Source organism: Pseudomonas sp. Wu6, assembly GCF_019891515.1.
GTDB classification, from domain to species: domain Bacteria; phylum Pseudomonadota; class Gammaproteobacteria; order Pseudomonadales; family Pseudomonadaceae; genus Aquipseudomonas; species Aquipseudomonas orientalis_A.
In genome coordinates this window covers 20,353-38,146 of sequence record NZ_JAFLXH010000031.1, presented here as the reverse complement: position 1 = coordinate 38,146, position 17,794 = coordinate 20,353, and the positions used below count along the sequence as shown (strand labels likewise).

The following is a 17,794-nucleotide window of genomic DNA, read 5'->3' as shown; positions in this document are numbered from 1 at the left end:
TTCAGCGGCCACGGATGACCGCCTGAGGCTCACCCAAAGGCCGGTATTGGGCGTCATCGAATACATAGTTGGCGTTACAACCGCCGAGCAGACACAGCACAAGCACGACGAGGTGCCGGGGACGATCAAGCATCAGGTTTCTCCTCGGTGAATAGGCACGCCGGCATCGCCGCAGGCAATGTTTAAGCGCGCAAGCCGGTACAGCAGCGTGCGCCGTGCAACCCCCAGTTCCCGTGCGGTACGGGTTCGGTTGCCACGATTCTTGTGCAGGCAATCGAGCAGGAACACCCGCTCTACCCGCTCCATACGCTGGCGCAGCGTTACATCATCAACGGCGCTCGCCACCGCCTGGGGCAGCGACAGGTGCACCGGCAGAATCACGTTGTCGTCACACAACAGCACGGCTCGCTCCACCAGGCACTTGAGTTCACGCACGTTGCCGGGAAAGGGATGACTCGACAGTTGATCAAGGGCGATATTGGACCACTGCACAGGCGTCCTCCCCAGGCTTGCGCACGCTTTGGCGGCGAAATGCCGTGCCAGTTGCAGCACATCTCCATCCCGCTCACGCAAGGCCGGCAACTGGATGGGGAACTGGGCAAGCCGGTAATAAAGGTCTTCGCGAAAGCTGCCTGCAGCGACCATGGCCGCCAGATCGCGGTGGGTGGCCGCGATGATGCGCACATCAACCTTGTGCGCGGCACTGGCGCCCAATGGGCGAACTTCACCTTCCTGCAATACCCGCAATAGCTTTGCTTGCAGGGACAGCGGCATGTCGCCGATTTCATCCAGCAGTAACGTGCCGCCATGCGCCGCGTCGAACAGCCCGGCATAGTTGCGCTCGGCACCGGTGAACGCGCCTTTTCGGTAGCCGAACAGCTCACTCTCCAGCAAGCCTTCCGGGAACGCTGCGCAGTTCTGCACCACAAATGCCTTGGCCGCGCGCGGCCCTGCCAGGTGGATGGCCCGAGCCACCACTTCCTTGCCGGTGCCGGTTTCGCCCCGCAGCAGGACGGTATAAGGGGTATGCAGCACCTTGGCGATCAATTGGCAGGTCCGCGCCATTGCTGTGCTGCCGCCAATCAGGCCATAAGTGTCGACCAGCGACTTTTCGGGCCCTTGCGGTGCAACAGCCGGCACCCACCGCAGGCTGCGCAACAGGGCCAATTGGTGCAAGGCGAAGCTGCCGAACCGGCCCAGCGAGCACGCGTACCCCTGTAACCGCGCCGGGCGTTGAGCGGCGCATAGCAGCACGCCCGTGACTGCATTGAGGCGGTTGAACAGCGGCACACTCAACAGGGCGCGCCAGGGTGACGCGAGCACTGGCAAGAAAGTCGTGTCGTAGGGGCTGTCCTGCCCGTCATTCACATGGACGGCAACGCCCTGGTTCACGGTGTCGCGCAGCAACGGCACCTGCCGCAGATCGATAGCTGCAGCCGCAACCACCAGCGAGGGTGTCGCGCTCAGGTGCTGGGCGATCAGATCGAGCCGGCCGGTTTCTTCATCGAGCCGGTACAACTGGCTCAGTTCACAGCCGCTCATGTGGGCCGCAGCCGAAACGCACACACCGGGCAATGAAGCGACGTCAGTGTCCAGGCCGATTCGTGTGAACCAGTCGAGCATGGCGCTGGCATGGGCAAGCGGATCAGGCAGTTGCTCAAGGCTTTTTTCGGTCATTGGCTGAACTCACAGACGGGCTGGCCGTTGCCATCCAATCGGGCATGCACCGAGGCAAGCGGTGCGTCCGCGGCCATGGCGCCGAGCAGGCCATCCACCATCTGCGGCAATAAATGCCGCTCGATCCACTGGTCGATGTACCGCGCACCGCTGTCACCGTCAGCGCAACGCTCGGTCATGTGCGCAACCAATCCCGGCGACCAGGTGAACGCCAGTTGGCGTTGCTGCAGCCGCTGGCCAAGGCTCGCCAGTTTGAGTGCGGCCACCTCGTGCAGCACCTTTTCCCCAATCGGGTAATACGGTACGACACGCATGCGGGCGAGCAAGGCGGGCTTGAAGTGGGCACGCAGTACCGGGTAAATCGCGTCTTGCAGCACCTGGGGATCAGGTCGTTGACCGTCTGCGCAGAGCGCGTTGATACAGTCGCTTGCCAGGTTGGAAGTCATCAGCAGCACGGTATTGCGAAAGTCGATTTCCCGCCCTTCGCCATCATTGGCACGGCCTTTGTCGAAGACCTGGTAAAACAGGTTCAAAACCTGCGGATCGGCTTTCTCCACCTCGTCGAGCAGCACCACCGAATAGGGGCGCTGGCGTACGGCTTCGGTCAATACCCCGCCCTCGCCATAACCGACATAACCCGGTGGCGCGCCGATCAGTCGGGAAAGCGCGTGCTTCTCCTGGTATTCCGACATATTGATCGTGGTGACGAACTGCTCACCGCCGTACAGGAGATCGGCCAGCGCCAGCGCCGTTTCGGTCTTGCCGACTCCGCTTGGCCCCACCAGCAGAAACACCCCGACAGGCGCATCGACCTTGTCGATCCCGGCGGCGACCGCACGCAAGGCACGATCCAGGGCCTGGACGGCGTGTTCCTGCCCAAGCACGCGCGCGCGCAAAGCCTCGGCAAAACCCAGGACTTTTTCATTGGGTTCGAAGGCCAGCTGCTCAGTGGGAATACCGGTCCACGCGCTGATGACGTGCGCTATGCCACGCGGGCACACCTCAGGTTTGGCCAACGGTTGCTCACCCAGCTCAAGCCAGCGCCGCTCAAGTGCCAGGCCCTCGTGCTCGAGGGTTTCCAGGCGCAGCTTCAACGCCTGCAAGGCCTGTGTGTCCACCGGCAAACCGAGTTCGGCGTCTCGACCCAGCGCCCGCGCCTGCCGCTGACCCTCGATCAGTTCGGCGCGTACCGCCTGCAATGCCTGTGGCGGCATGGCCTGACGCGCGCGAACACTGGCACAGGCGCTGTCCAGCACGTCCACTGCCTTGTCCGGCAGCTGTCGGCCTGCAAGATAGCGTGCGCTCATGCGAGCGGCCGCCACCACTGCATCATCACGCACATACACGCCATGACTCGCTTCATAGACAGGCACCAGTCCCCGCAGAATCGTTACCGCCTGCTCGACACCGGGTTCCTCGACCAGTACCGGCTGGAAGCGCCGCGCCAGGGCCGGGTCCTTTTCGATGTAGCGCTTGTACTCCGACCAGGTGGTGGCGGCAATCGTACGCAGTGCGCCGCGAGCCAGCGCCGGCTTGAGCAGGTTGGCCGCGTCCAGGCCTCCCGGCTGGCCGCCGGCGCCAACCAGGGTATGGGCTTCGTCGATAAACAGGATCACCGGCTGCGGTGATGCGTTCACTTCATCGATTACCCCTTTGAGACGCCGCTCGAACTCGCCCTTGAGGCCGGCCCCCGCTTGCAGCAGGCCCATATCGAGGACCAGCACGCGCACTGCTTTAAGGGCCTCGGGCACTTGCAAAGCGACGATCTGCAACGCAAGGCCTTCGACGATCGCCGTTTTCCCCACCCCGGCCTCCCCCACCAGAATCGGGTTGTTCTTGCGCCGCCGCAGCAGAATATCGATCAACTGGCGTATTTCACGCTCACGACACAGCACGGGGTCTATCCGGCCCTCACGAGCCTGCCGGGTGAGGTCCTGGGTAAAGCGCTGCAACAGCGACTCGTTGGCAATCGGCTGATTCTCGCAGGGCCGGCTTTTCAGGAAATCCTGCAGCCTGCTTGTGTCCAGGCGGCTGAGCACGGCGTAATACCCGCTGCCCGCATGTTCCAGCGGGTGCTGTAAAAGTGCCAGCAACAGCGCGCCGTGATCGACGAAACGTTGACCCAATTGCGCGTGAGCAATGACCAGCGCCTGTTGTAACCACAGCACCAAGGCCTGGGCGAATACCGGGTTGCGTGTAGCACTCTGCTCACTCCTGGGCTGCAAGGCCGCCTGCAGTTCGCCCACGGCAACGCCGGCATCGGACAACGCCTTGGCCATCAGCCCGGCGGGATGCTCGAGCAAGGCCAGGAGCAGATCCTCCACTAACACTTCATGGCCGCCTCTCGTCATGCAGCGCTCGGCGGCACGCGTCAGGTCACGGCGGGTCTGGTCCGTCAACGTGCGGATCAGTTGTTGCAGGTCCACATTAATCATGCTCATCGATCCTTAATGAAAATGCCCGGCGAGTGTGATCGCACCCTCGGCTCGTTCATGCTCCAGCCAACTGGTCCAACCCAGGCGGCACACATTGTCAGCGCCGATGTGCAGCGCCCGGATTTCGCCGGGCGCCAGCACCAGGCGCAGGTCAAATTGCAGCGCGTCCGGCGCGGTCAGACGCACCAGCGAACACGCCGGGGCATACGCCGTTCCCGTGGGGAGAAAATCGTGAAAGCGCTGCCAACCCAACGCGGTGATATGCACCCTGAACTTGCCGCTGCGGTCGGCGATCCGGCGCCCCAGCATCAGGTCCTGGCCAAGCCCACAGTTGGCGCGGCCCAAGTCATTGCACTGCGACGGCGCAACGTCCACCGTGCGCGCGACCCACTGTTCGATGAACACCGAGGCATGTTTGAAGTAATACCGCAGGACGGTCTCGATCAGCGCAGCCGAGTGCGTTCGCAGGCTCAGAAGCCCGAGGTAAGGCAGCAAGCGCTTGCAATCGAGACGCGAGGCACCCCTTAGCGCGTGGCTGCCGAGGCCGATCAGCGCAAACATCTGCTGCGAAAACCCATCACTGGCGCCCTGTAGGAAACAGGCCGGGTAACGGTACTTGCGCCAGATCGGTAACATCAGGCGGTGCAATCGGTGGTGGAACATGTCGAGGAAATCCCGCGTGGGATTACCACCCGCGCGTTCCGCCAATGCCTGCTCAGCGTAAAACGCGGGCAATGGTGAACCGGCGCCGAACAACCCCAGCACATTGATGCGCAGGCGCGCCCGCAACGTCTCGTGGTCCATGAAAAACTCCACGCGGTCAATATCGTGCCCCGCAAACCCCAGGCCCGGATTGGCCTGGAACTCCAGCAGGTCGTACAGCGCCTCCTCATCCAGCCGTGGATGGGCTTGGCGCAAGCGTGCGACCACCTGCACCACCGCCTGGAACAGCGTGTATTCGCGGATGCCACGGCAAAGCCGAGTCAAAGCAGGGGTTGCTGACCCATCTGGAACGGCCATAGGTACACGTCTCCTTGTGTGCTGATAACTCGCAACTCGTGATAGGAATTGAGGCTGGCGTACAGCGCAAAGAACTGATTGAGAACCGAAGCGAACACAAACAGATCGCCCTGGCCGGCAAACCCCAGAGGGTCCACGGTCAGGTCCACCCGCAATCCGCGAATCGGCAGGCCACGGTGTAAACGGTCAACCGCTTCATGCTGGATCGAGCGCAGCGCCCCCAACTTTTTCCGGCTGATGTTCAGCGCCTGTCGATCGTGATAGCGCGGCAGATCGTAGGTTTCGAGAATCACCCTCAGCGCGTTGATATCGGTCAACGACAGATAGTTGAGCGACATGTTGCTGATCAGCTTCCAGAGATAGTCCTGGTCCAGCGGCGGCGCAAAACTCGCGGTCGGCGCGCAGATATTGCCAAACGTCAACGACTCCGGGGCGTGCTCGCCGGGCTGGTTGATTTCACCGGCCCGTAACTGTCGCGGCAGGCCGGCATTGGTGCACGTCAGCTCGATTGACAGGGTTTCCGGGCCCTGCTCGCGGCGACCATCAAACCTTATCCAGGTAGCCAGCCCATCATGCTGTACCGAAGGCCGTTGACGAATGCTGAAGCTGGGGCGCGCGCCCGTAGTCTGCAGGTCGCCTTCATGCTCGAACGACTCAAAGGGCACGTACGTCTGATGCCCCAGGCCACCGGGGCGCCATCCTGTAACACGATCAACCGAAAACACACCGGCATTTGCCGGGGAGTATTCCCCGGGCAGCAGGAGGTATTCGTCCTGTTTTCCGTCCAGCCGAATGGGTATCGCATCGTGATTGAACAGGTTGACGATCGGCGTGCAGTACAGCTTCACGTTGTCCAGGGTGGGCCGCCCAAGCGCACGGCCCTGGCCGCGTAGCTCGAAGCGCAACAGCATGCCGTGCGCCTGCTTGAGCACCTCCTGGGGAAACCGATGGAGGGCAGCCAAGCCTTCGATATCGACAAACAGGTACTTCTCGGGAAACGTGAAATATTCCTGCAAGTGGCGATAACCGCAAAAGGTGTTTTGCGGGTAGGGAATCAGTGCGTGTTCCTCTGCGAAACCCACCGGCCGGACCTGGCCGGCGCTGAGCCTTAGCGTGGCAGGCTGATCATCGATTCCGTTGACCGGCGAACCGTCCTGGTCCAACAGTTGCAACTCAATGCTGTGCAGATGGCGCAACAGGCCCAGGTACAGGCCTTGGCTGACAGAGCGGTCTCCGGCCAGGTGCAGGCGCAACGAATCGAATGTCAACGCACTGAAATTGCCCGCTGCGCTCATGGTCAGGCGCAGGTCCAACCAGTCCACTGCGCCCTGGCAGGTATAGTCCAGGCTACGCAGTTGCAACGGCATGACGTCGATGGCATAGCAGGTTTTGAAACGGCAACGTTCGCCTTTGATGGGCAGGCTTTCCACGGCGGTATCCCGTGCCACTCGAATACTGGGGCCGGCGCACTTCAACGGGTCAAATTGCAGGATGCTCATAGCAGGCATCGGCCGCATGTAGTTGGGCCATAACAGATGCATCAAGGAATGCGTCAGCTCAGGCAGCTCGTCATCCAGCTTCTGACGCAGGCGCGCGGTCAGGAATGCAAAGCCCTCCAGCAAACGCTCCACATCCGGGTCCTGACCGGCCTCGGCGAGAAACGGTGCCAGGGCCGGGTTGCGCTCGGAAAAGCGCCGCCCGAGTTGCCGCAGGGCACTGAGCTCGCTTTGAAAATAACGGTTAAAGGCCATCTGCGCAGACCTCCACTTGCCCTGCATCCGCCAGGCGCGCATGGAACACGACAGATTGGGTGCCACCGTCAATGAGCAGTCCGGCGTCAATGGCAAATGCCAATGCCAACGTTTCGTGCACGCGGGGCAGCACCCTGACGCGTACATTCACCAGCCGAGGTTCGTAGGCCTGGATGAAGCGCTCGATCAGCAGCCGCGACTGCGTCAGGGATTCGTGCAGGCTGAGCCGCATATCATTGAGATCAGGCAAGCCGTAATCCGGCAATGTCTGGACGCTGCCTGCGCGGGTGCTGAGCATTTTCGTCAAATGCGCCGCGACGGACGTCACGCGGCACACACTGGCGCAGGCGTCGGGCTCAAGGCGCTCGAAGAGGCTTCTGCAGTGGCGCATTCCCTGGCTTCGACTCATTCTTTATCGAGCTTGCCGACCAGGGACAAGGTGAAGTCCGCCCCCATGTACTTGAAATGCGGGCGTACGCTCAAGCTGACGCGGTACCAGCCCGGGTCCCCCTCGACATCGCTGACGACAATGCGCGCTGCGCGCAGTGGACGCCGCCCGCGCACTTGCGCACTGGGATTCTCCTGATCCGCCACGTACTGGCGAATCCACTTGTTGAGTTCCAACTCCAGGTCGGTCCGTTCCTTCCACGAGCCCAATTGTTCACGCTGCAGAACCTTGAGGTAGTGAGCCAGGCGATTGACCACCATCATGTAAGGCAACTGGGTACCCAGCCGGTAGTTCAGTTCGGCTGCCTTGCCCTCCTCGCTGATGCCGAACGTCTTGGGTTTCTGCACGGAGCTGGCGGAAAAGAAGGCCGCGTTGTCACTGCCCTTGCGCATGGTCAGGGCGATGAACCCTTCCTGCGCCAACTCATATTCGCGCCGGTCCGAAACCAGTACCTCGGTAGGAATCTTGGTTTCAATCTCGCCCATGCTCTGGAAGTGATGCAACGGCAGGTCCTCGACCGCTCCCCCACTCTGGGGGCCGATGATGTTGGGACACCAGCGAAAACGCGCGAAGCTGTCGGTCAGGCGTGTAGCGAAGGCGTAGGCCGTATTGCCCCACAGGTAGTGTTCGTGGCTGTTGACCACAGTCTCCTGGTAGGCAAAGGTCTTGACCGGGCATTCGAGGGGGTCGTACGGCGTGCGCAGCAAAAAGCGCGGGACCGTGAGGCCGATGTAGCGCGCATCTTCGCTCTGGCGAAAACTCTGCCACTTGGCAAACTGAGGGCCTTCGAAATGATCCCGCAGATCCTTGAGGTCAGGCAGGCCGGTAAAGCTTTCCAGACCAAAGAAACCTGGCCCGGCCGCCGCAATGAAAGGGGCGTGAGCCATACCGGCAACAGCAGCCACGTATTGCATGAGCTTTACATCAGGCGCGCTGGGCGACAGGAAGTAGTTGGCGATGATCGCCCCTACCGGCTGCCCGCCAAACTGGCCGTATTCCGCACTGTAGATGTGCTTGTAGAGCCCCGACTGGGTAACTTCCGGGGAATCCTCGAAATCGTCCAGCAGGTCCTGCCGCGAGACATTCAGCAGCTCTATCTTGATGTTCTCACGAAAGTTGGTGCGCTCGACCAGCAGTTGCAGCCCGCGCCAGGCCGCCTCCAGGGCCTGGAAATCCGGATGGTGCAGAATCTCGTCCATCTGCCGGCTGAGCTTGGCATCGATCTCGGCGATCATCCGATCGACCAGCCGTTTCTTGACTGGTTCTTCGCGGTTGTGGGGCTTGACCAGTTCCTCGATAAACGCCGACACACCGCGCTTGGCAATGCTGTACGCCTCGTCATCGGCACTCAGTAGCGTCTGGGCAATGATGTTGTCGAGAATGCTGCACTCGTCGGCGGCTTTTGGCAGGGGCTGCGGGTCATGCTGGGGAGTTGTCATGGTGTCAGTGTCCTTTTACTGAATAGGTTCGGCATCAGCGTTGCTCAGCCCCAACTCGGCCAGTACCCGAGCACGGGAGTCGTCATCGGCCAGTGCCTGCTCAATGGCTTTGCGAAAGCTCGGGGTGTTGCCCAGCGGCCCCTTGAGCGCCACCAATGCCTCTCGCAGCACCATCAGCTTTTGCAGCTGAGGTACTTGCTCGACCAGGTTGGCGGGGTTGAAATCCTTCATCGAGTTGATCCGCACCTGGATCGCCAGATCGTCGACGTCAGCGTCTTCCTGCAGGCGATTGGGCACGCTCAATGTCAAGTTCAGGGCCTGTTTGGCCAACACCTCGTCGAAGCTGTTCCTGTCGATGCCGATAGGCTTACGGTCCTCAAGCTTGCGCGGGTCCTCGCGTTGTGAAAAATCCCCCAGCGCCAGCAGTTTCAACGGCAGCTCGACTTCCTCCTGCGCACCACCAACGGCGGGCTTGAAGGTGATATTGATACGTTCCTTGGGTGCTACCGAACCGTCTTTGGCCATGGTGTTACTCCTTTTGATGATTTTTTATTCGAGTACCGCTTCCAGATCGAAATGGCACAGCCGGCGGTGCGTGGCCTCCCTGCTTTCGCGCACGGCGTGGCTTTGTGGCAACAGGTCATAGCAGCGATACAAAAGCCTGCCGACGTGCAGGGCCAGTTCCGGCTCCCAGCGGTCCAGGCCCGCGCGCTGTAATTCGAGGTCCAGCTGTTCCAGTTGAATCCTGCCCAGGTCAGGCTTGCCCGCCCGTATGCACAACCTGGCCAGCGCCAGTCGCCAATGAAAGCGCGCGCGTTCACTGCACGCGCTCTGCAAACCCTGCTTGAGCGCGCCCACTGCAGTCTTGAGCCCTTCCTGGCGCAGGCTCGGCATGGCCGCCTGCAAGGCGGCTTCCCAGGGTTCGCTGCCGACATCGGCGACAGCCGTGAAAGGCTCGGGTTTGTGCAGGTGGCGAATCACGTGGAGCGTGATCCATTCACCAGTCGCGGGGGCCGCAAACGGCGTACCGTCGTCGAAGCGCAATTCAGGCAGGTTCGGCAAACGTTGCAATAACAGCGCGAAGCTCATTTCCAGCTCAGTCATTGCCTGGCTTGCGTGCAAGGCTTCAAGGCATTCCCAGACCATGCGCAGGCCATCAAACCAGAACAATGCGCCCGCCAGGCTGGCCTCGAGCTCAAGCAACAGCTCGGCGTGATGGCCATGACCGAGACGATCCTGGTAACGCTTAAGCTTGTCGGGAGCCAGCGGGCGCAAGGCCGTCACCCCCTCGCTGTTGGCATCGGGATAGTTGACGAGGCTCAGCCAGGCCAGGGTTCGCCCCAGACGCAAGGCCCGCAGGTCGGTGGCATTGTGGCGCAACCACCAGCTACATAACGTTCGGGCCTGTTCCTGTAAGGCGCGCAGCGCTTTGTGGGCATCCTTCTCGTTGTTGATGGGCGATTCAGGCTTGAACAGTTGCGTGCTCGCCTGCCTGACCTGGGCAATGACACCCGCGATGCCCGCCGGCTCCTCGCCGCCCTGGGTGGCACGCGCCAGGCGCTCCGCCAGTTGACGCCGGCTCGGCAACAACAACGGGGCGTCGCTGCCCAGATGCTCGTTCAACAACTCATCAAGGCGCACGAGGTGTTCATGCAGCGCCCGGAACAACGGCAACTGGTCGACAAGAGACAGGTTGTGCGAGAAGAGCGAGTCGAGGCGCGCCACCAGCCAACCCAACGCGGCAGCGCGGGTGCGTGGCTTGGCGGGATACACCTGTGCCCAGTGGTGCTCACAGAGATAAACCAGCAAGACGAGACCGGCCAGCAGTCCGGGAAATGAATCACGCTGGTGCAGTGCCCAGGTGAACCATACAGCGACGCGCAGATCCTTGGATTGCTCACGCAGCACGCGCTCACTGAGCTCGCAGACCTGCTGCCAATCCGGCAGGCTCGCACCATGTATCGAGTGTGTCTTGGCGACCTCGGTTTCCACGGTTTCAAACTCACTCGAAAAACGCACGTCGTTGCCGGCGAAATTCCCCGGCGAACAAGGGCTTCGTGCAAGTTCCTGGTAATAAGCGCAAAGCTTTTCTGAATGAACCATTTTTTGGCCGCACACAACTAATAAGGCTGAATAGGCAAACCAGATACCGAGAAATACGGATCAGAGTGCCGCTAACCCCGCGTTCAACACGCTACGAAGTGAACAAACCTTAGCCACCTTAAAAACAACCAGCAAGCCGCAGGGCGGGACTTAAGGAATTTCCTACAACGCCTTGAAATCAAGGCCTGCGCAATGAATTGCGCACTTAATAAGCGAGAAAACCCTTCAGTTACCCGCACCTGCGTTTAATGACTCACTCATCATCACGAGCAATTAACTGCGCAGTTGTGTGCAACTTTAATTACTAAAAAACTCATAACTCCCTGGCGTATTAAATTTTTCCAACGGCATCGCCTTTATTTCATTGGGGCACGCACTTTCAGGCACGCTTTTTGTTATAGGCATTTACCCGCCCGGCAACTTTGCTGTTCGGGAGTACCTACTTAACCAGACAAGGAAACCCGTCATGCCAACACCCGCGTACCTCTCCATCACCGGTGTCAAACAAGGCTTGATCACCGCAGGTACATTTACCCAGGACTCGGTAGGAAACATTTATCAGGAAGGCCATGAAGATCAGATCCTGGTGCAGGCGTTCGCGCATCAGGTGATCATTCCCCGGGATCCGCAATCGGGCCAGCCGACCGGCCAGCGTGTGCATAAACCGCTGATGGTGAGCAAGGTCTTCGACAAGTCCTCGCCCCTGCTATTCAGTGCACTGACCTCGGGGGAAGAAGTGTCGTGCCGGCTGGAATGGTTTCGTACCTCTTCGGCAGGCACCCAGGAGCACTACTTCACCGTTGAACTGGAAGGCGCGACGATTGTGGACATCCAGTCGCGCATGCCCAATTGCCAGGACCCGGACAACGCCCATTTCACCCACCTGGAGGACGTGTATTTCAGCTATCGCAAGATCGTCTGGACCCATGAAGTAGCCGGCACGTCCGGCTCGGATGACTGGCGCAGCCCTGTGGCCGGCTAACCGCGGCGTAGGCGGGAACGGTCCAGGGAAGGCACCGTTCCTGCCGGCACTACACCATCGCCAGCGGATGCTTGCGCTTGGGCGCGCCGAACACGCGATCAATCGCGTCCAGGTCATGCTCGTCCAACACCAGCTTCACAGCGGCGGCGTTCTGCCGTATGTGTTCGGGAGTGACCGCCTTGGGGATGGCGATTACGCCGTCTTGACGCAAGACCCAGGCGAGAGCGACTTGCGCGGGAGTGGCCTCATGACGACGGGCAATCTCCTTGAGCGTCTGGCTGGCCAACAGCGCACCGCCCTGGGCAACAGGACAGTAAGCCATCAGTGGCAAATGGTGCTGTTGCCACCACGGCAGCAGGTCGAATTCAATACCACGCTCTTCAATGTTGTAGAGCACCTGGTTGGTTGCACACACGGGGGATGCCAGTTCCTGCAGGTCTGCCACATCAAAATTGGAAACACCCCAACGGCCGATCTTGCCCGCTTCGCGCAAACGCTCGAACGCCTCGACGGTTTCTTCAAGAGGGTATTGGCCGCGCCAGTGCAGCAGGTACAGATCGATGTAGTCGGTGCCCAGGCGCTGAAGGCTCGCTTCGCACGCACGGGGCACGCCAGTGCGGCTGGCATTGTGCGGATAGACTTTGCTCACCAAAAATACCTGGTCGCGCCTGCCCTGGATGGCCTCGCCGACCACCTTTTCCGCACCGCCTTCGCCATACATTTCAGCGGTATCGATCAGGGTCAGGCCCTCGTCGATGCCCAGTTGCAAGGCGCCCACTTCGGCGCGGTGCCGGTCCGGGTCTTCACCCATGCGCCAGGTGCCCTGGCCAATGACAGGGACGGGAACGCCGGCCAGATCGATAGTACGCATGACAACCTCCTGATGAGTTGGCGAATTAACAGTGTGGCATTGACCGGACAAAAGGGTTCAATCGCAGTATGGTTGGCCTTTGATCAATCGCCAGGAATCACTCGCAATGCTGTTTGTTGTCATGCTCGGGGGCAAGCACCCCAGGGCCCGGATCGAAGTACACGATGTGGCGTTTGCCGTGGCGGATACCCTGCAGGCCACCTACCCGCAATTGCGCGACGCCTGGTTTGGCAGCCCCAAGGGCGTGCATATCGATTCGTGGATGGCGGTCGAGGGTGTCGACGGCTGGCAGGTCCAATTCAGCCAACTGGCGCCGCACGGTGATGCGCCGCACTTGTATTTCATCAACCTCGGCGGCTATGAGGCCAACAGTTTTGGCGAGGCCCATCACTACCTGTTGCTGGTCGCGCGCGACAAACGCGAAGCCATGAGCAAGGGCAAGCAGCACCTGTTGCGCCACTGGTCCCAGGCCCACACCGACGCGGTCATGGATATCGACGATTGTCTGCCCATCGACCTGGTGGACGGCCGCTACATCCATCTGGTCAAGGGCCCGCACGCCCCCATCGTCCAGCAGAACGACTACATCGTTTTGGCCTGAAACCCGCAGGCCAGGCCGTTCTTCAGCCGCTCAGGCACGCCGGTGGAACTTTGCCGGGAAATAACCGCCTGAATCCGGTAGGCTCACCGTTTTTCACTTAAGGAGTTATTTTCCATGGCCAAAGCCACCGCCCGCCACATCCTCGTTTCCACTGAAGACAAGTGCAACGAACTCAAGGCCCAGATCGAAGGCGGCGCTGATTTCGCCGAAGTCGCCAAAGCCAACTCCAGCTGCCCGTCCAGCCGTCAAGGCGGTGACCTGGGTTCGTTCGGCCCAGGCCAGATGGTCAAGGAATTCGACAGCGTCGTCTTCAGCGCCCCGGTCAATACCGTACAAGGCCCGGTGAAAACCCAGTTCGGTTATCACCTGCTGGAAGTCACCAGCCGCCAGGACTGATCGGTCCGTGCTGATGCTGTAAACAACGGCCCGCCATTTGGTGGGCCGTTGTGCATGTGATGACTGACGACGCTTAAGCCGTTAACGTACCGCTCTCCCTTTCATGTTCATCCGCGCTCAAGGCTGATAATGCGACTGGCTTTTCCAAAACTGTTCAGCATCACCCTGGTCCTGTTCATGACAGGCACCGCCGTGATCGCGGCGCCACAAACGTCCCTCACGGTGTACGGCGAGCCGGCCAAATACCCCGACGGCTTCAGCCATTTCGACTATACCAACCCGGATGCGCCCAAGGGCGGGACCCTGCGCCGCTCGGCCATCGAGATCGGGCGCTTCGACCATGTGTTGCCGTATATCGACAAAGGCATCGGCGTTTCCCAGGTTGACGGCTGGCTGTACTCACCACTGGCCCAGCGCTCCCTGGACGAGCCCTACACCGTCTACGGCCTGGTTGCCGAGAAAATGGAGCGCGCCGATGACGGTCTGTCGCTGCGTTTTTTCCTCAACCCCAAGGCACGCTTTGCCGACGGCAAACCGATCACCGCCGAAGATGTGCGCTACAGCTTCGACTTGCTGATGACCCAAGGCAGCCTGCGTTTTCGCACGTTGTTCGCCGACGTCAAGCACGTCGAAGTCGAAGGTGAGCGCCAGGTCCGCTTCGATTTTTCCAGCAATGAAAACCGCACCCTGCCCCTGGATATCGCCACCCTGCCGGTCTTCCCGGAGCATTGGTGGAAGACCCGCGACTTCGCCAACGGCGGCGGTTATGAAGCGCCATTGGGCAGCGGCCCCTACACCGTCAGCAAGATCGACTCCGGCAGCACCATCACGTTTACCCGCGACCCGAATTGGTGGGGCAAGGACTTGCCCGTCAGCCGTGGCCTGTACAACTTCGATCACCTGAGCCTGGAGTATTTCGGCGACACCGAAGTGGCGCGCCAGGTCTTGCGCGGCGGCGCCTACGATTTCAACCGCGAATTTTCCGCCACCGGTTATTCCATCGGCTACAACGGTCCGGCCCTGGACGATGGTCGCCTGCAGCGCGCGCACTTGGCCAAGGAGATGCCGCAACCGGCCCAAGGTTATGTGTTCAACGTGCAAAAACCGATGTTCAAGGATCGCCGCGTACGCCAGGCGCTGGCGATGCTGTGGGACTTCGAATGGGCCAACCGGCAGATGATGCGCACTATGTATATCCGCCAGCAGAGTTTTTTCTCCAATAGCCCGCTGGCGGCCAGTCAACCGCCGACCAAGGAGGAACTGGCGATTCTTGAACCCTTGCGCGGCCAGGTGCCCGACGAGGTGTTCACCCAGGTGTTCAAGGCCCCGGTCACCGACGGCAGCGGCATGATCCGCGACAAACAGCTGCAAGCCCTGGCGCTATTGGAGGAAGCCGGCTGGAAACCGGACGGTGATAAACTGGTGAATGCCGAGGGCGAGCCGCTGGAGTTCACGTTCCTCAACACACAGAACGGCCTCGAACGTCTGCTGCTCCCTTACAAGCGTAACCTGGCGCAGATCGGTATTACCTTGAATATCCGTCGTATCGATTCTTCGCAGTACGTGAACCGGATCATGTCCCGGGACTACGACATGATCGTCGCCGGCTTCCCCGTCACCACGTCGCCCGGCATGGAGCTGTACAACTACTTCGGCTCGACCGCCGCCTTTGACCCCGGCGCGAATAACTACATGGTCCTCCAGGACCCGGCCGTCGACAGCCTGGTCAAGGGCCTGGTCAAGGCCGACACCCAGGCGCAGATGCTCACCTACGCCCATGCGCTGGACCGGGTGCTGCAATGGAATTACCTGTGGATCCCCAATTACTACCCGCCGGGCACCTCTGCCGCGTGGTGGAACCGCTTCGGCCGCCCGGCCATCGAGGCGAAGAACGACGAAGCCCTGGAAACCTGGTGGGAAATCAGCCCCACGCCGCTGACCAACGAGCAAATGAACGCTGAACTGAAAAAACGCGGAGGTGCGCGCTGATGTTTGCCTATATCGTGCGGCGCCTGCTGCTGATCATCCCGACCCTGGTGATCATCCTGCTGGTCAATTTCGTGATCGTGCAGGCCGCGCCGGGCGGGCCGGTCGAACAAGCCATTGCCCACCTGCAAGGCATCGGCGGGGGCGGTGTCGCAGGCGCTGCCGGGGAAAGCATCAGCGGCTCGCGAGCCAGCCGCGGCCTGGACCCGAAACTGATCAAGGACATCGAAAAGCAGTACGGCTTCGACAAGCCTGCGCCGGAACGCCTGTGGCTGATGCTCAAGAGCTACGCCCGACTGGACTTCGGCAACAGCTTCTTTCGCGGCGCAACGGTGATCGACCTGATCCTGGAAAAGATGCCTGTGACCATTTCCCTCGGTTTGTGGGCCACCTTGATTACCTACCTGGTGTCGATCCCCCTGGGGATACGCAAGGCGGTGCGCCATGGCAGCAGCTTTGATGTATGGAGCAGCACCGCCATCGTGATCGGCTATGCCATGCCGGCGTTCCTGTTCGCGATGTTCCTGATCGTGGTGTTTGCCGGTGGCACTTCGCTGAACTGGTTCCCGGTGCGCGGTCTGGTGTCGGAGAATTTCGATGAACTGAGCACCGTGGGCAAGATCGCCGACTATTTCTGGCACCTGGTATTGCCGGTCACGGCGCTGGTGATCGGCGGGTTCGCCACGCTGACCATCCTCACCAAGAACTCGTTCCTCAACGAAATCACTCGGCAGTACGTGGTGACCGCGCGCGCCAAGGGTTTGAGCGAACGTCGCGTGCTCTACGGCCATGTGTTTCGCAACGCGATGCTGCTGGTGATTTCCGGGATTCCCCAAGCGTTCATCAGCGTGTTCTTCGCCGGTTCGCTGCTGATCGAGGTGATCTTTTCCCTCGATGGCCTGGGCCGCATGAGCTATGAGGCAGCGGTGTCGCGGGATTACCCGGTGGTGTTTGGTTCGCTGTTTATCTTTACCCTGTTCGGCCTCTTGATAAAACTCATCGGCGACCTCTGCTACACCCTGGTGGACCCGCGTATCGACTTTGCCGCGAGGAACGCCTGATGCTCAATCTGTCTCCCGTGGCGCGCCGGCGTTTCGAGCGATTCAAGAGGAACCGTCGCGGCTGGTGGTCGCTGTGGCTATTTATCGGCCTGTTCATTCTGACGCTGGGCGGCGAGTTGATCGCCAATGACAAGCCCCTGGTGCTCAGCTTCAAGAACGAGCTGTATTTTCCCGTGTTCAAGCGCTACACCGAGCAGCAGTTCGGCGGCCAATTGCCGTTCCAGGCCGACTACCGCAGTGACTACGTGCAAAAGCTTATAAAGCAGGACGGCGGCTGGATGCTGTTTCCCCCCATCCCCTTCAGCGACGACACCCCCAACTACGAATTGACCCGCCCTGCCCCCAGCCCGCCGTCGACGGTGAACTGGCTGGGCACCGATGACCAGTCGCGGGATGTGCTGGCGCGAGTCATCTTCGGCGCGCGCGTGTCGATCCTGTTTGCCCTGGCGTTGACCGCGATCAGCGCAGCCATCGGCATCGCCGCCGGCGCGTTGCAGGGTTACTACGGCGGCTGGGTGGACTTGCTCGGCCAACGCATCCTGGAAGTGTGGTCGGGCCTGCCGGTGCTGTACCTGCTGATTATCCTGTCGGGGTTCGTCGAGCCGAATTTCTGGTGGCTGCTGGGGATCATGGCGCTGTTTTCCTGGCTGGCCCTGGTGGACGTGGTGCGCGCCGAGTTCCTGCGCGGGCGCAACCTGGAATACGTCAAGGCCGCACGCGCCCTGGGCCTGGGCGACGGCAAGATCATCGCCCGGCATATCCTGCCCAATGCCATGACCGCGACCTTGAGCTACCTGCCGTTCATCCTGACCGGGGCGATTTCGACCTTGAGCGCCCTGGACTTCCTCGGCTTCGGCATGCCGGCCGGCAGTGCTTCGCTGGGTGAGTTGATCGCCCAGGGCAAGCAGAACCTGCAAGCGCCGTGGCTGGGCCTGACGGCATTTTTCACCCTGGCGCTGATCCTGTCGCTGCTGGTATTTATCGGCGAGGCGTTGCGTGATGCCTTCGACCCTCGCTCATGAGT

General features: G+C 61.0%; 16 protein-coding genes. 6 read left to right on the top strand and 10 right to left on the bottom strand.

The features are described 5' to 3' along the window. Position 1: 1 nt before the first annotated feature. The 9 genes from J1G34_RS20070 to tssA are packed head-to-tail and all read right to left on the bottom strand — an operon-like array spanning position 2 to position 10,873. Positions 2-133 (bottom strand): type VI secretion protein, encoded by a 132-nt coding sequence (locus tag J1G34_RS20070; protein WP_065893074.1) that lies wholly within the window; start codon positions 131-133, stop codon positions 2-4. Continuing rightward, a complete protein-coding gene (locus J1G34_RS20065; protein ID WP_065897780.1) occupies positions 133-1,677 on the bottom strand; it encodes a sigma-54 interaction domain-containing protein in 1,545 nt (514 codons plus the stop codon). The genes J1G34_RS20070 and J1G34_RS20065 overlap by 1 nt, the downstream gene beginning before the upstream one ends. After that, entirely contained in the window at positions 1,674-4,112 is a 2,439-nt protein-coding gene (locus tag J1G34_RS20060) for an AAA family ATPase (protein WP_222994534.1), read from the bottom strand. Before J1G34_RS20060 ends, J1G34_RS20065 begins: the two co-directional genes overlap by 4 nt. Positions 4,113-4,124: 12 nt before the next feature. Beyond that, the gene (gene tssG, locus J1G34_RS20055; protein ID WP_065897782.1) at positions 4,125-5,132 is read right to left on the bottom strand and encodes a type VI secretion system baseplate subunit TssG; all 1,008 of its coding nucleotides are present in this window, start codon (positions 5,130-5,132) and stop codon (positions 4,125-4,127) included. Further along, positions 5,096-6,883: a type VI secretion system baseplate subunit TssF gene (gene tssF, locus J1G34_RS20050; RefSeq protein ID WP_065897783.1), complete on the bottom strand. Its 1,788-nt coding sequence runs from the start codon at positions 6,881-6,883 to the stop codon at positions 5,096-5,098. The genes tssG and tssF overlap by 37 nt, the downstream gene beginning before the upstream one ends. Continuing rightward, positions 6,873-7,274, bottom strand: coding sequence for a type VI secretion system baseplate subunit TssE (gene tssE / locus J1G34_RS20045; RefSeq protein WP_065893079.1), 402 nt, complete (start codon positions 7,272-7,274; stop codon positions 6,873-6,875). Before tssE ends, tssF begins: the two co-directional genes overlap by 11 nt. Before the next feature lie 14 nt (positions 7,275-7,288). After that, positions 7,289-8,770, bottom strand: coding sequence for a type VI secretion system contractile sheath large subunit (gene tssC / locus J1G34_RS20040; protein WP_065893080.1), 1,482 nt, complete (start codon positions 8,768-8,770; stop codon positions 7,289-7,291). Positions 8,771-8,785: 15 nt separating this feature from the next. Next, positions 8,786-9,295 (bottom strand): type VI secretion system contractile sheath small subunit, encoded by a 510-nt coding sequence (gene tssB, locus J1G34_RS20035; RefSeq protein ID WP_065893081.1) that lies wholly within the window; start codon positions 9,293-9,295, stop codon positions 8,786-8,788. A 24-nt stretch (positions 9,296-9,319) separates the two neighbouring features. Then, positions 9,320-10,873, bottom strand: a complete 1,554-nt coding sequence (tssA, locus tag J1G34_RS20030) for a type VI secretion system protein TssA (RefSeq protein WP_222994533.1) — start codon at positions 10,871-10,873, stop codon at positions 9,320-9,322. 466 nt (positions 10,874-11,339) lie between these two features. Here tssA and J1G34_RS20025 point away from each other — a divergent pair, with 466 nt between their 5' ends. Further along, a complete protein-coding gene (locus J1G34_RS20025; RefSeq protein WP_065893083.1) occupies positions 11,340-11,855 on the top strand; it encodes an Hcp family type VI secretion system effector in 516 nt (171 codons plus the stop codon). 49 nt (positions 11,856-11,904) lie between these two features. On the opposite strand, the gene J1G34_RS20020 is transcribed toward J1G34_RS20025, so the two are convergent. Beyond that, positions 11,905-12,726, bottom strand: a complete 822-nt coding sequence (locus J1G34_RS20020; protein WP_065893084.1) for an aldo/keto reductase — start codon at positions 12,724-12,726, stop codon at positions 11,905-11,907. A 106-nt stretch (positions 12,727-12,832) separates the two neighbouring features. Here J1G34_RS20020 and J1G34_RS20015 point away from each other — a divergent pair, with 106 nt between their 5' ends. From J1G34_RS20015 to J1G34_RS19995, 5 genes are all read left to right on the top strand, one after another. Beyond that, a complete protein-coding gene (locus J1G34_RS20015) occupies positions 12,833-13,327 on the top strand; it encodes a DUF1543 domain-containing protein (protein WP_065887452.1) in 495 nt (164 codons plus the stop codon). A gap of 114 nt (positions 13,328-13,441) precedes the next feature. Further along, a complete protein-coding gene (locus tag J1G34_RS20010) occupies positions 13,442-13,723 on the top strand; it encodes a peptidylprolyl isomerase (RefSeq protein WP_065887453.1) in 282 nt (93 codons plus the stop codon). Between the two features lie 129 nt (positions 13,724-13,852). Further along, positions 13,853-15,712: an extracellular solute-binding protein gene (locus J1G34_RS20005; protein ID WP_065893085.1), complete on the top strand. Its 1,860-nt coding sequence runs from the start codon at positions 13,853-13,855 to the stop codon at positions 15,710-15,712. After that, a complete protein-coding gene (locus J1G34_RS20000) occupies positions 15,712-16,770 on the top strand; it encodes a microcin C ABC transporter permease YejB (protein WP_122684595.1) in 1,059 nt (352 codons plus the stop codon). The genes J1G34_RS20005 and J1G34_RS20000 overlap by 1 nt, the downstream gene beginning before the upstream one ends. Next, entirely contained in the window at positions 16,770-17,792 is a 1,023-nt protein-coding gene (locus tag J1G34_RS19995; protein WP_065893087.1) for an ABC transporter permease, read from the top strand. Before J1G34_RS20000 ends, J1G34_RS19995 begins: the two co-directional genes overlap by 1 nt. Positions 17,793-17,794 lie beyond the last annotated feature (2 nt).

What these genes read in the sequence shown, in the direction of transcription:
- J1G34_RS20015 (WP_065887452.1), top strand. Translation starts at nt 12,833, where the DNA reads ATGCTGTTTGTTGTCATGCTCGGGGGCAAGCACCCCAGGGCCCGGATC.
- J1G34_RS20065 (WP_065897780.1), bottom strand. Translation starts at nt 1,677, where the DNA reads ATGACCGAAAAAAGCCTTGAGCAACTGCCTGATCCGCTTGCCCATGCC.
- J1G34_RS20000 (WP_122684595.1), top strand. Translation starts at nt 15,712, where the DNA reads ATGTTTGCCTATATCGTGCGGCGCCTGCTGCTGATCATCCCGACCCTG.
- J1G34_RS20070 (WP_065893074.1), bottom strand. Translation starts at nt 133, where the DNA reads ATGCTTGATCGTCCCCGGCACCTCGTCGTGCTTGTGCTGTGTCTGCTC.
- J1G34_RS19995 (WP_065893087.1), top strand. Translation starts at nt 16,770, where the DNA reads ATGCTCAATCTGTCTCCCGTGGCGCGCCGGCGTTTCGAGCGATTCAAG.
- tssB (WP_065893081.1), bottom strand. Translation starts at nt 9,295, where the DNA reads ATGGCCAAAGACGGTTCGGTAGCACCCAAGGAACGTATCAATATCACC.
- J1G34_RS20025 (WP_065893083.1), top strand. Translation starts at nt 11,340, where the DNA reads ATGCCAACACCCGCGTACCTCTCCATCACCGGTGTCAAACAAGGCTTG.
- J1G34_RS20005 (WP_065893085.1), top strand. Translation starts at nt 13,853, where the DNA reads ATGCGACTGGCTTTTCCAAAACTGTTCAGCATCACCCTGGTCCTGTTC.
- tssA (WP_222994533.1), bottom strand. Translation starts at nt 10,873, where the DNA reads ATGGTTCATTCAGAAAAGCTTTGCGCTTATTACCAGGAACTTGCACGA.
- tssG (WP_065897782.1), bottom strand. Translation starts at nt 5,132, where the DNA reads ATGGCCGTTCCAGATGGGTCAGCAACCCCTGCTTTGACTCGGCTTTGC.
- tssE (WP_065893079.1), bottom strand. Translation starts at nt 7,274, where the DNA reads ATGCGCCACTGCAGAAGCCTCTTCGAGCGCCTTGAGCCCGACGCCTGC.
- J1G34_RS20020 (WP_065893084.1), bottom strand. Translation starts at nt 12,726, where the DNA reads ATGCGTACTATCGATCTGGCCGGCGTTCCCGTCCCTGTCATTGGCCAG.
- tssC (WP_065893080.1), bottom strand. Translation starts at nt 8,770, where the DNA reads ATGACAACTCCCCAGCATGACCCGCAGCCCCTGCCAAAAGCCGCCGAC.
- J1G34_RS20010 (WP_065887453.1), top strand. Translation starts at nt 13,442, where the DNA reads ATGGCCAAAGCCACCGCCCGCCACATCCTCGTTTCCACTGAAGACAAG.
- tssF (WP_065897783.1), bottom strand. Translation starts at nt 6,883, where the DNA reads ATGGCCTTTAACCGTTATTTTCAAAGCGAGCTCAGTGCCCTGCGGCAA.
- J1G34_RS20060 (WP_222994534.1), bottom strand. Translation starts at nt 4,112, where the DNA reads ATGATTAATGTGGACCTGCAACAACTGATCCGCACGTTGACGGACCAG.